Here is a 12752-nt window from a genome sequence, read left to right as displayed (position 1 = left end):
CTTTTTTATAGCGGCAATCGCATCATCACCAATTCTTGAAAACCTTTATTTCGCGAATTAAAACCCATCGGATTGCGCCCAAATTCTATGAAGCCAAGGCGGCGATAGAGGTTCAAAGCCTTTTGATTTTCTGCCACACATTCGAGTTCCAACTGACTGTAACCTGCTTTTCGCGCACATTCGATACAGGCTTCGGTGAGAGCCTTGCCGATGCCCAAACCCCAATATTTTTGGTCGATGCCGATACCAAATTCGGCGCGGTGCTTTACCTTTGCGTGCTTGCCGATTTTTGAAATTCCCGCTGTGCCAACCACCTTGCCGTCGATTTCTGCGAGGATTTCAATCTCGTCTTGGCTGTCGGATTTTTCTTTAAGATACATCGCCTCATCGTTGGCTGTAAAAGTGTTTTCATCGGGATACGAGAGTAAGTTATCTGTTTGAGCGTGAGTGAGTAAAAACACTTCGAGCACCGCCGCACCATCGGCAAAATCAGCATTGCGGAGAGTGCAGACGGCGGAGTTTTTTAGGGTGATAATTTTGTTGTAATGCATAGTTGACGAATTTATATCTCCTCCAACATTTGTCCCGGATTTTCAGCCGCCTTGACGTTTGAGAAAGCCTTTACGATTATTCCGTTTTCGTCGATTAGATACGTGGTGCGCACTACGCCGAAAGATTTTTTGCCGTAGAGGGTTTTCTCTTTCCAAACGTCGTAGGCTTGGATGGCGGTCTTTTCGGTGTCGGCGAGGAGGGTGAACTTGAGGTTGAATTTCTCCTGAAATTTTTTGTGCGAGGCAACGCTGTCTTTGCTGATGCCGATGATTTCTGCGCCCTTTTCGCGAAAATGCGGAAAGAGTTCCGAAAAAGCGCAAGCCTGTTTTGTGCAGCCCGAAGTGTTATCCTTTGGGTAAAAATAAAGCACAATCTTTTTGCCTTTGTAGTCGCTCAGACTATGTATTTTTCCGTCCTGATCGGGCAGAGTAAAATCAGGAGCTTGTGTGTTGATTGTCAGCATTGTTGATATTTGTTTTTATTTATTCTGTACGTCTGTTCGTGATAGGGCAGTGCTTCGGACTTTCAGTGCGTATGTAATATAACGTAAAATGAGTTCTTTTATTGCATTGTGCCGCACAGTGACACAGCTCGAAATTTTGATTGTAGGAGGCAGATTTACTGTTTATTAACTTGTTTCTCTAAATCTTTCTTCGATACTCTGTCCGTGATGGCTGGGCGAGATGACTTATCCTGCATCTCTACGCTGCTACGGCTCTGCTTGTCACGCCAGTCGAGGTCTGCATCTGTGTAGGGCTGTGCTGGCTTGATTTCGTGCAGTGTTCCACCTGTTACCTCTGCCAACTGCTGGGCCACATCCTTTGTCACACCTGAAGCCGAGAAATAGGCAACTAATACTTTGTTCATGTTTTTACTCTCATTCTTTTGTGAGCATACACTCAGACTCATAGCCAAGAGTGCCGTCAATATCCTTACTATCTTTTTCATATCTTACTGTAGTTTGTTGTATATCTCATCCGTTACAGGTTCCAGCCACTCATGGCTTGCACCTTCTTTTACGTCTTTATGATACGTCAGATGCTGGAACCATGAGTCTTTGGCTGCACCGTGCCAGTGCTTCACCTCGGCGGGAATAGCGATGACGGTGCCAGGAGTCATTTCCACAGGCTCCTTGCCCCATTCCTGATACCAGCCGCGACCTGCTACGCAGATCAGTACCTGCACCTGTTTGTGATGGATATGCCAATTGTTGCGGCAGCGTGGCTCGAAGGTGACATTATGTACATCACCGCCAACGTTGGACAAATAACTATTGCCGATGAAATACTGCGCATAGCCCGTGTTGGGTTCGCCCTTCGGCCATTTACTCTTCAGCGTGTACCCTTCTTTATCAAGCCAAGCACAGAGCTCGTCGACGAGTTCTTGCGGGTTGCCCATATTTACGGCGCCCTTCTTGTGGGCAGTCAACTGAGGAGCAACACCTTCGAGACCGCTCAGTGCTGCAACGGTCACTATCTCGCGGTCGGCATTTGTGAGTTGGTCGCCGGCGAAAATGTCGCCAAAGAGGTGTGCTTTCAAATAGTAATCGTCTTGCGGACAGAAGGTGTAATCGAACGGACTGCCAGATAGCTGCGTCTGGTTCTTCGTGCCCAGTTCATATGCCTTGCGGGCATTATCCCACTCGGCAGGGCGCATCCAAGGCTTACCCTCCTGCCAGTTTTTACTTCTATTCTCTAATACCTTGTTCAATACGCCCAGTGCATTCAGACTACGCGGAAAGCCCGTGTAGGCATATAGTTGCGAGAAAGCCTCTTTCACTTCATTGATGGTTACGCCGTTGTCGAGTGCTTGTCGCACGACTGGTTCCAAGCGTTCCAAGTTACCTTGTGCCATCAGACAGGCACATGCCGCCAATCCCTTTTGACGTTCCGTCAGCGTCTGTGCATTTACTGTTGTCATCATTAATAATGCAAATAATAATGTTGCGACTCTTTTCATTGTTCCCTTATTCCTTATTGATAACCTTTGTACCGTATGCTTTCCCCATCCTCATGCAGTCGCCGATGATGTCGCCTGTACGCAGATATTTATAGGTAGGCATCTCGAACAGTACGGGGCGCAGTTTCTCGTAGTTGGGCTTGCCTTTCTCGTCCAGTTTATCCTCATCCACGTAGTTGTTCAACACGTTGCAAATGTAGTTCTTAAAACCGTCGATCTCGTACACGTCTATGACTTCGCACTCCATCACCATAGGCGACTGTTCAATAACTGGCATACCTGCCTCGCCCAAATGAAACTCAAACACTTGCGATTTGTTGGTATTGGCTCCGCTTACTGTTCCTGTGTAGTCGGCTTGAGCCACAAAATCCTCGCTGATGATGTTGATTGAGAAACGCTTGCTCTCGTCGATGGCTGCGATGCTATGGTGCGACGAATGTACGCTTAGCAATAGCTTTGAGTGGCTTACGATACCCACATGGGCTACCAAGAGCCAGTTTACTTTTCCTTCGCTATCCACAGTGCCAACAACTGTTGCTGGTGTGGGATAGAGTGTCATTTTCTGTCCGATATTCTGTTTCATGTTCTTTCTGTTTTTATTGTCGTTTAAAAATCATATTCATTGTTTCTGGTGTTAGCGGCTGGAAGTCTTGCAGCTTCAGGTGCTTCACCATGTGTAGGGTGCCCTGCTTGTACTTCAGGAAATGGGCAGTCTGGATGTGGTGCTGGTAGGCCTGCTGCGAGGCGTAGATTTCGAGGATACGAATTTGGCAGCTATCTTCCTTTGTTTGTGTTGGGAACAGGCAGATTACGCCTGGTTCTTCGGCAAGGCTCGCTTTCTGAATTTCTGCGGCTGCAGCAAGGTATTCCTTCAAGTATTGCGGATGAATCTCGATTTCAGCCAGGCGATACAACATCGTATCAGCGTGAGGTACGTCAGCGGTTGGCTTATTGGTGGTTTGACCAAAAAGCCAACGGGCATTCTCCGAAAGAATCATCTTTTGGAATGGCGCAAGGTCGGGCTCTTTCGATAGATACTGCTTCATGCGGGCGAGGCTCTGGGTGAGCACCTGTGTAGCAACGTAAGGATAGTCGGAACCGTAGAACAGATGGTCGGGCGTGGTGATGGTGAGCATCATGCGGATGGTCTCTGGACTGTGTGCGCCTGCGAGGTCGTAGTACAGGGCGCGAAGGTTGGCCTCCCAGTCTATCTCACCCACCATCTTGTTGGCCTGCATCACGGGTGTCAGCGATTTCATGCGAGGCACGGCAAGCGGTAGATAGGCTCCACAATGGGGCACCACCACCTTTACATTCGGAAAACGGGCCAGCACGTTGCGACTAATCATATTCGTTACGGCACGAGTGGTCTCAGATAGGTATTCCTGCATAGCCAGCGGCGTCTGTATCATTACCTCCTTGTTCACTGGCTCAGGGCGATGCGGATGCTGAATCACCACCGCCTTGCGCTCGTTCAATACAGAGAACAGCGTGTCGAGTTCAAGTGCGCCGAGATATTGCCCGTTCACATTGGTAGCCAACTTGATGCCGTCGGCCTTCAGCACGTCGAGGGCATACTTCGCCTCCCCGATGGCTTTCTGCACATCAGGTAGCGGCAGGGCGGCACAGAACAGAATCGCCCAGGGTGCTCGCGCTTTATGCGGGCAGCGGTCTCGTTGGTCTTACGAACCACTTCGGCTGATGTCGGCTGTGGTGCCGCTAATGTCAGCACCGATGTTTCAATGCCAGCTTCGTCCATCCACCGCAGATGCTCCGTGACGTCATACTTCGGCAAGGGGAATCCCTCGTCCATCAGTTTGCCCTCGTTTTCCAATGCCGACACAAACTCAGAGGTGATAAGATGTGAATGTACATCGATTATGCCTTGAGCATGCACCATTGCCGCATACAGCAGTGCGATTAGTGTTACAATCTGTCTCATACCTTTTTGTTTATTATTCGATTTCAATCTTCTTAATCACTTTGGCAGGGACACCACCGACAATCGTGTTTGCCTCGACATCCTTTGTCACGACGGCACCGGCTGCTACCACTGCACCATCGCCGATGGTAACACCTGCAAGTACAGTAGCGTTTGCGCCAATCCATACGTTCTTGCCGATGTGGATGGGCGCATGTGTCATTCCCGCTCGCATGCTTGGTTCAAGCATGTGGTTGAGCGTGGCCAGCACGACATTATGGCCTATGAGTGCGCCTTCATCGATGATGATGCCGCCTTGATCCTGGAACTTGCAGCCCATGTTGATAAAGACGCGTTCGCCTACGACAGTATTCTTGCCGCAGTCGGTATGGAACGGTGGAAACATCCCAACACTCTTCGGCACCTCGCGTCCCCAAAGTTGCTCCAACAGGTCATGTAATTCCTCGGGCGTGTGATACTTGCTGTTAATGTCTGCCGTAATCTGCAAAGCCTCTTGGGAAAGTTTATGAAACATCATGTGAACTTCAGACCCGCCTTCAACGGGCTTGTCAGAGGCCATGTAATCCCTGAACTCTTGTATCGTCATTTTATTTCAGATTTGTCTTGAAGAATTCCTCCATCTTGTCGTATGGAATCTTCCCGTTCTTGTCGTCGTAAAGGTCGGTGTGGACAGCATCGGGGATAATCATCAGCTCCTTGTTGCCGATAGTTATGCTTTTGCCGTCTGGATTCTTGCCCGTCATCTTTTCGAAGGCGTATTCAGAGAAGTAGCGGCTGTGGGCCTTCTCGCCGTGAATGAGCAGGACGGGCGACTCAATCTCGTGTGCCCAAGCCAATAGGGGCTGGTTGAGGAACGACTGACAGCCGATGACGTTCCAGCCATCAGTGGAGTTGCCGCTGCGCTCGTGGTAGCCGCGTGGGGTCTTGTAGTAGTCGTAGTAGTCCTTCACGAACTGCGGTGCATCGTCGGGCAGCGGGTCAATGACACCGCCAGCACGCTTGTAGGTACCGTTTTTGAAGTCCTCGGTACGCTGCTGGGCGATGGCCTTGCGCTTCTCCATGCGCTGTGCCTGGGTGTCCTCGCTCTTGAAGTAGCCCTCCACGTTCACCTTGCTCATATCGTACATCGTCGAGGCAACGGTGGCCTTGATGCGGGGGTCGATGGCGGCAGCATTCACTGCCATTCCGCCAAAGCCGCAGATGCCGATGATGCCAATTCTTTCAGCATCCACATTGTCCTGATTGCTCAGGAAATCGACGGCAGCGAGGAAGTCCTCGGTGTTGATGTCGGGCGAGGCCATGCGGCGAGGCTCGCCAGCACTCTCGCCAGTGAACGATGGATCGAAGGCGATGGTCAAGAAACCACGCTCAGCCATGTGCTGGGCATAAAGACCGCTTGTCTGCTCCTTCACTGCACCGAACGGTCCGCTCACTGCGATAGCTGCAAGTTTGCCCTCAGCACCTTTTGGCGTGTACATATCGGCAGCAAGTTCAATGCCGTAGCGGTTCTTGAACGTGACTTTCTTGTGGTCCACCTTGTCACTCTTGGGAAACGTTTTGTCCCACTCCAGAGTCAACTGCAATGTCGTATTCATACCTTTTTCATTTTGATTGTTTTCACTTTTCTGATTGCACCCCGTGAGCGTAAAGCCCATCAGTACTGCGGCTAATAATGCTTTCTTCATAAGATAATCTTGTATTTTGTTTGAACTCGTTCATGTTCGGAATGTAAGCGAACTTCCATTTCTCTCACTTAATCACAACCTTGTTACCATTTCTGATGAATATTCCTTTGCTAGGGCTATTTGCACGCAGACCATTCAGCGAATAGTGTACATCGTTTTCTGCATTGGAGCGAACGTTGCTGATACCCGTAGTGTTGATGAGCGACAGCGTTACGGTGATATTACCTTGTCCGGCTTTCAGAATCTGCTTCAGCTCGGCTTGCGTCTTGCCTTCAATTTTGCCAATACTGGTAAACGTCCATGTATTTGTGTCGTAATAGAGGCAGAGATTCGAGCCTTGGTATAGGATGATGTCGCCCGGCTCAGTGGTGATGCTCTTATTGTTCTCAGGGAATGACTGTTCCAATGGACCGACCTTCTCGAAGTTGCCGTAGTCGTGGGCCTCGTAGGTAATGGGCGCCTGCTTTAAGGCCTCCATTAGTGCCTGTGCCGAAGTGTTGTTGGCGAGCGTGGCAGTCAGTGTCTGTTCACCGTCGATGGTGATATATATCTTGTTCATAGTAGTTTGTTTTTCTGCGAAATTTAGTGTTGGTAGCCAGTTCTGAATTAGCGAGGCACGGTTACTATGATTGCTGGCGTTAATCCACAATGCATCGCCCATCCAAGTGATGTTCTTCACCAAGCGTTCTGCATCGGCCACCACACCGCTAATGCCGCTGCTGTGGCTCGATACAATCAGCGCGACATTCTTATCTGTCATCTGCGTACCGTAATTAAAGAGGAACGTCTGCATGATGGCTGCCATCTGGCTCCACCACAAGGGCGTGACGATGACGATATTCTCATACTGCGAGAGGTCGGTGATGCTTACGGGGGCGATGGCGGGATAACTCGCCGCATCATTGGGCGCAGCCTTAATGGCGTTCAGCAGCGCCGTGCCAATAGCATAGTTGTTTGCCTCGTACTTCTGCGTTTTGTCGGCAGGTTCAATACGCATCACATCAGCCTGAATCAGGCTCGTTAGGGAGGTCACTATCTCGTGACAATTATTTGTATAACTGTAGTACACCACCAGAGTCTTGGCGCTTATGCTCACAGCAAGGAGCATCATGCAAAATACTGAAAATAATCGTCTCATGTCCTTTTCTATTATTAAATCCACTGCAAAGGTACGCGCTATTTTCAACACATTGATTACCCAAATCTTGGATAGAATTACCAATATTACGGAAGATTCTATTTTCCGATGCAGAAATCGTCCATTACCCATTGAAAATTGCAATTGACGAGATTTCCCAACAGTAAATCTTCTGCTTACCCATCACCTAATCTGGCTAAACCTTGCATATATCTTACATATAGTTTACATATAGCCAACATATAGTTTACATATAGCTTGCATATAGCTTGTATATAGCTTACATATAGCTTACATATACCCTACATATACCTTGTCACTATTTTGTATTTACCAAACGAACAATTCCATTAGAAATTGTTCGTTACAAGTTCTAAGTTATGAATTTTGAATTGTGAATTCCCCAAATTTTCAACTTTAAATTTTCAAGTTTCAAGTTCAAATATTGTTAACACCATTGCATCAATATACGCTTCGCCGAACCTATCCTCTTGCTACCATCTTGCTACCATCTTGCTACCCTGAACCTACCGGCTACCTTAAAAGTCGATTTTTGCCTACTTTCTGCATAATGATACAGAATGCCATTGCATATTATTACAGGGTACGATTTATCCCGGACTTACGTAATCTGTGCAAATATAGTATTTTCTGTTGACCGTAACAAGCCTTTGGCATCATGAAAAATGACGTATGGGGCTGCCCTACGGAAAAATAGGTGGGAATCTTACAAAATAATATCGCTGTTGTTAAAATTTTATTATCTTTGCACGCTGGTTCAAAAAATAACAAAATAGAAATGAATAATCAATATCTTCTCGAACACTTGCGTTCGATAAAGGATTTCCCTCAGAAGGGCATCAACTTCCGCGACGTTACAACGCTTTTTAAAGATGCAAAGGCTCTTGAGATTATGGACGAGGAGCTGTACCAACTCTACAAGGATAAGGGCATTACTAAGGTCGTTGGTATTGAGTCGCGCGGATTCGTAATGGGTTCGTGCCTTGCGCGCAGACTGAATGCCGGACTGGTTATGTGCCGCAAACCGGGAAAACTGCCAGCAAAGACCATTCAGGAGACATATACAAAGGAATACGGCACCGATACAATCGAGATTCATGCCGATGCCATCAACGAGGACGATGTGGTGCTTATCCACGACGACCTTCTGGCAACAGGTGGAACGATAAAGGCTGCATGGAATTTGGTTAAGAAGTTCAACCCAAAGAAGTGCTACATGAACTTCATCATCGAAATCCGCGATGAGGGTCTGAAAGGTCGTGAGTTTATTGGCGACGACATCGAAGTAACATCATTGTTGAGTTTGTAATTTAGGTTTTAGATAGCTGAAGCCCCGGGCGATTCCATTGCGAAATGCACTCGGGGCTTTATTGTGTCTTTACGCCAGTTTCTCGATATCAAGCGATTTCTCTTTTACTATTATCAGCTTGCCGCATTTAAGCGATACGTCAAGAAAATCTTTGCCTATGAACTGCCTTTTAATTTTGTTGTTTTCGACAAGGTAAAATTCGTGACCATTACATGCGCTTTTGTATAGAAGTCTGTTAGGATTTTCTTCTGAAGTCTCGCGTGTATAGATTGAGTTTCTCTTGTATTGGCGTAAAATGTTCAAGTTTATGTCTACTACAATGATGTTGCCGCTTACGGTTCTTAAAGCATATTCGTTCTGTTTGAATGTCATTTTGCTGAATTTCTTTGATGTCTCGTCGAAATAGTATAAAGTGTCGGTGACAAAGCGGATTGCCTTGCCGAAAATTTCTTTGTTCCATTTCTTCGGGAAGAGTTCTTTTGAGATCAGTTCGCCGTTTTCTCTGTTGTATTTTGCTATATACGGAACGCCGAATTTCTTCAGTTTTTCTTCGCGTTTGTTGTTCGCCTTTACTTTGTTTTGCACCGAATGGGCTTCGTTTATCATAATTACAGTGTCGCCGCTGAAGCAAAGTTTGGTATGTCCTATTCTGTCTTCTTCAAAGGTGTTTTGCCATATATTCTTCATTTTTTTATCGAAGCAGAAGAGTTGCTTTTGGTCTGCCAGAAAGATGTTGTCACCGTTCTTCACAAATTCCATTTGTGAATCTCCTAAAACATATCCTTGCGACATAATGGTTGCTCCAATCATTCCTCCTAGCGCTCCTCCTCCAATTCCAAATGCTACAAAGTATGAAGGATTACCGCCGCTGGTTTCGGCTTCGGAATACACTAAGTCGTGTACAAGCTTTATATTTTTCCCTGTATTGATGTCGAGATAGTTTAGCGATTTTGATGTGAATGCAATATGGTCGTCGTCCATTCTTAAAATGTTGTTTAACTGCTCGTTTGCATTCTTTGTTATCTCACATTCCCATAGACTCTTTCCTGTTGAAAGTCTGTATCCGTATATGTAATTGTTTGAAGACTTTAGAACGCCAATCATGATGTCTTTTTGCACATCGATGAAGAAAGGTAGAATTCGTTTCGAATACGTCTTTTTGTACGTCTTCGTTTCAATAAGTGTGGCTCGAGATTCGAAGTCGCTAAGAGTCAGAATATTGTATCCCGATTTGCTGTAGCAATACTCTAATGGGACGCAGTCGCCCTTAGTCTTGAACATGCCATAAGGTAGTCTGAGAAACATAAGTTGTTCGGGAGATGTCTCTTCCCAAGTCAGCTCTCCAGAGTCGATGTTGTATATTCTGTAATGTGCCTTCTTGTGTCCACCTAGTCCACCTTTTACACGTGTGTCGACTACGATTTCTCTCGACCCTTTTGGAATAGAAATTCTGTTAATGGAATCTTCTATTTCTATGTGCACGATATTCTGCGCAAAGGCAGTAGCGCAGCAGAACATCATGGTGCACAGAGATAAGTTTCTAGTTATTCTTTGCATTACTTGTAATTTTGAATGATAATTTATGATGCAAAGAAAACTAAAATATACCAGACGGACAAACTATTCTGAAAATTATTTCACGCTGAACATCTTACTGAATCCTATGCCGTAGCCGAATGTCTTCAGTCTGCCGCTTCCTTCGGCAATTGATGGAAGCGAAGCATAAGCGCAGTAGAGTCGAATGTTCTGCTTCAGTCCGCCCAGAAGCCACGACAACGATGCGCCAGCGCCATATCCAAAGCCGTCGCGTCCGCCAAGACGATAGTCTATGGTGTTGAGGTCGCAGTTAGGGTAGGCGGTATAGCTGGCAGTTGCATTTGCGCCAATCAGCAGCGTGTTTGTAACGGGAAACGAGAAGTAAGGGCCGCAGCCAATTACGGCGCAGTCGAAAGCGTGGTCTTGTGCCTCGCCGTTCACCTTTACTTGGTTCGTGGTGACGTATATTTGTCCGCCTGCGCCGACGTACGGGTTGAAGAAGTAAGCCGATTCAAGACCGCCCTTGTTTCCTTTCTTGAAGGAAATCTTGTCGTTGCCGATATTGAATTCTGAATTTATGTACGACATTCCCATGAATGAGTTGGCGAACGAAGGTCGGAACGACTTGTCGATGACAGCCTTCTGCAATCTTGCCTTTCCGCCTTTTGGTGACTTGAACAGAAGGTCGGTAATCCAATATCCCAGTTCGGTAGAAGTGATTCCGATGCTTGCACCCATCGACAGGTCGCTATACCAATGCATGTCGTTTGTTCGGCGCATCAGAGCCGTAAGCGTAGCGCATGCATATCCGCCCACGCCAATCCACGGATGCTTCCACGCATATTCGTTGCTGAGGATTGTTGCGCCCGTGAAAGCCATAACCGCGTGAGTAGACGGAAAGCAGTTCGTGTCGCTTCCACCCATCGGACGGCGGCGGGTCACGTTGTTTTCTATAATTTTCGATGTTCCCATGGCGATACCAATCGACAATGCGTTTGAGACAGCCATCTTCTGCCATGAGTTTCGGCTTTCTACTCCTGCAAGTTTAAGCGTGTAGGTTGCTGCCAGCGGCGCGAAAACCAGCACATTATCCACCTTGGTGCTGAATGCACTCTTGTATTCGGGCGATGTTGCAGCTCCGCCGTGGTCTTTCTTTATTGTCAGGCCGTAGTAACCAGTCATCACGCCGTAGTAGAGGTGCGCAATTTTCATCTTGTTCTGCGTTGCCTTCTTGTTTGCCTCGTCGTTCTCAATCTCGCCAACCAACTCGGCAGTCTCTTCTTTCAGAATATCAGAAGAGTCAGTTCTGAGGCATGTTTCGGCATCAGCCGTAGCATTTGCCATCAGGCTTGCAGGTGCTGTCATCATAGCAACGGCAACGGATATAGTCTTAAAAAATGTCACTTTTCAGAATCTTTTTGCTTTAACGCTGCAAATATACTAATAAACGCCCAAATGTGCAAAAGCATTTGCCGAAACATGAAGGGGTGATTTTCTGCCCTAAAAATATGACAAATCGTAACCCCGAAAAATATTTTGAAAAATAAATCGATATTATGTAGCAACTAAAACAAATAAACATTAACTTTGCAGAGTTTAATTTATATGGAATTTGAAGGTATGAATAAACTTAACTTCGCAGCAATTGATATTGGCACTAATGCTGCACGACTACTTATAAAAAATGAAGAAGGAAAAGTGGTGGAGTTCATCAGATACCCTTTACGATTGGGAGAGGATGTCTTTACCATTGGTGAGATAAGTCGCGAGAAACAAGACATGATGATGCGCATGATGAACGGCTTCCGCCAGATGATGCGCATGTACAAGGTTAAGAGTTATCGCGCCTGCGCCACATCAGCCATCAGAGAGGCAAAGAACGGTAAAACGGTAATAAAGCGCATTGTAAAGAATACAGAGATAGATATCGAGATTATCGACGCTAAGCAAGAAGCCGAATTCTTGTGTTGCAGCCGATTGGTCAACAAGGCTCAGGGCGGCGTCTGGGCTTATGTCGATGTGGGCGGCGGAAGCACCGAGGTTACATTTGCCGAGCATGGCGACGTTCTCGAGACAAGAGCCTACAAAGTCGGAACTCTGCGAATGCTTAACGACAAGGTAGATGCGGCAACAAAGAATCTGCTGAAAACCGAACTCACCGAGTTGAACGAAAAGTATGGCAAGGTAAACATCATCGGCTTGGGCGGAAACATCAACAAGTTGTTCCAACTTATCCCGATAAAGGAGCGCGACAACCTAAACATGCCAATCAAGTCGCTCGTAAAGATTACTAAGGCTCTTTCAGCCCTGAGCGTAGAACAGCGCATGTCCGACTACTATCTCAAGAAGGACCGCGCCGACGTAATCGTTCCGGCAGCCAAAATCTTCATCAAGGTTGCAGAGTGCCTTCAGAGTGAATATATATACGTTCCGAAGATTAGTCTCGCCGACGGCATTTTGGCATCGGTTTACTACGACTATAAAGAAAAAGGTATAGTTAAGATGTTTGATGATTACTCAGACGACGAAATGTAATTATACAATCAAACATTTTTTGCATATTTCTTTCAGAAGTAAAGGAAAAGTATTACCTTTGCAGAAATTTGTAAA

At 46.6% G+C, this 12752-nt stretch carries 14 protein-coding genes; 2 read left to right on the top strand and 12 right to left on the bottom strand.

Going from position 1 to position 12752, the window contains the following annotated elements; translation table 11 throughout:
• Window positions 1-5 precede the first annotated feature (5 nt).
• From T538_RS0104905 to T538_RS18570, 10 genes are all read right to left on the bottom strand, one after another.
• On the bottom strand, window positions 6-551 hold the full coding sequence (locus T538_RS0104905; protein WP_031532469.1) for a GNAT family N-acetyltransferase: 546 nt from the start codon (window positions 549-551) through the stop codon (window positions 6-8).
• Between the two features lie 11 nt (window positions 552-562).
• Window positions 563-1015, bottom strand: coding sequence for a peroxiredoxin (locus T538_RS0104900; protein WP_031532468.1), 453 nt, complete (start codon window positions 1013-1015; stop codon window positions 563-565).
• Window positions 1016-1170: 155 nt separating this feature from the next.
• Window positions 1171-1419 carry a flavodoxin gene (locus T538_RS0104895; RefSeq protein ID WP_231497064.1) on the bottom strand — a complete coding sequence of 83 codons (249 nt, stop codon included), beginning with the start codon at window positions 1417-1419 and terminating at the stop codon, window positions 1171-1173.
• 84 nt (window positions 1420-1503) lie between these two features.
• Complete coding sequence (locus T538_RS0104890; RefSeq protein ID WP_031532466.1) at window positions 1504-2511, bottom strand: carboxymuconolactone decarboxylase family protein; 1008 nt, start codon at window positions 2509-2511, stop codon at window positions 1504-1506.
• 7 nt (window positions 2512-2518) lie between these two features.
• Window positions 2519-3094, bottom strand: coding sequence for a flavin reductase family protein (locus T538_RS0104885; protein ID WP_031532465.1), 576 nt, complete (start codon window positions 3092-3094; stop codon window positions 2519-2521).
• 13 nt (window positions 3095-3107) lie between these two features.
• A complete protein-coding gene (locus T538_RS18805; RefSeq protein WP_231497063.1) occupies window positions 3108-4115 on the bottom strand; it encodes an amidohydrolase family protein in 1008 nt (335 codons plus the stop codon).
• The gene (locus T538_RS18575; protein WP_197025751.1) at window positions 4070-4453 is read right to left on the bottom strand and encodes an amidohydrolase family protein; all 384 of its coding nucleotides are present in this window, start codon (window positions 4451-4453) and stop codon (window positions 4070-4072) included. The genes T538_RS18805 and T538_RS18575 overlap by 46 nt, the downstream gene beginning before the upstream one ends.
• A gap of 13 nt (window positions 4454-4466) precedes the next feature.
• A complete protein-coding gene (locus T538_RS0104875; RefSeq protein ID WP_031532464.1) occupies window positions 4467-5039 on the bottom strand; it encodes a DapH/DapD/GlmU-related protein in 573 nt (190 codons plus the stop codon).
• A 1-nt stretch (window position 5040) separates the two neighbouring features.
• Window positions 5041-6138 (bottom strand): alpha/beta hydrolase, encoded by a 1098-nt coding sequence (locus T538_RS0104870; protein ID WP_081834867.1) that lies wholly within the window; start codon window positions 6136-6138, stop codon window positions 5041-5043.
• 64 nt (window positions 6139-6202) lie between these two features.
• Window positions 6203-7276 (bottom strand): cyclophilin-like fold protein, encoded by a 1074-nt coding sequence (locus T538_RS18570; protein ID WP_231497062.1) that lies wholly within the window; start codon window positions 7274-7276, stop codon window positions 6203-6205.
• Window positions 7277-8075: 799 nt separating this feature from the next.
• On the opposite strand from T538_RS18570, the gene T538_RS0104855 reads away from it, so the two are divergent.
• A complete protein-coding gene (locus T538_RS0104855) occupies window positions 8076-8606 on the top strand; it encodes an adenine phosphoribosyltransferase (protein WP_031532462.1) in 531 nt (176 codons plus the stop codon).
• Window positions 8607-8675: 69 nt separating this feature from the next.
• Here T538_RS0104855 and T538_RS0104850 read toward each other — a convergent pair whose 3' ends face one another.
• Together T538_RS0104850 and T538_RS0104845 are read right to left on the bottom strand one after the other, a co-directional pair.
• On the bottom strand, window positions 8676-10163 hold the full coding sequence (locus T538_RS0104850; RefSeq protein WP_155992995.1) for a hypothetical protein: 1488 nt from the start codon (window positions 10161-10163) through the stop codon (window positions 8676-8678).
• Window positions 10164-10238: 75 nt separating this feature from the next.
• Window positions 10239-11546, bottom strand: a complete 1308-nt coding sequence (locus T538_RS0104845; RefSeq protein WP_031532460.1) for a phosphatase PAP2 family protein — start codon at window positions 11544-11546, stop codon at window positions 10239-10241.
• A 216-nt stretch (window positions 11547-11762) separates the two neighbouring features.
• On the opposite strand from T538_RS0104845, the gene T538_RS0104835 reads away from it, so the two are divergent.
• A complete protein-coding gene (locus T538_RS0104835) occupies window positions 11763-12677 on the top strand; it encodes a Ppx/GppA phosphatase family protein (protein WP_031532459.1) in 915 nt (304 codons plus the stop codon).
• The last annotated feature ends 75 nt before the right edge of the window (window positions 12678-12752 follow it).

This window comes from Bacteroides sp. Ga6A2 (assembly GCF_000702225.1).
In the GTDB taxonomy this organism is placed as follows: domain Bacteria; phylum Bacteroidota; class Bacteroidia; order Bacteroidales; family Bacteroidaceae; genus Ga6A1.
This window is presented reverse-complemented; position numbering and strand designations above follow the sequence as displayed.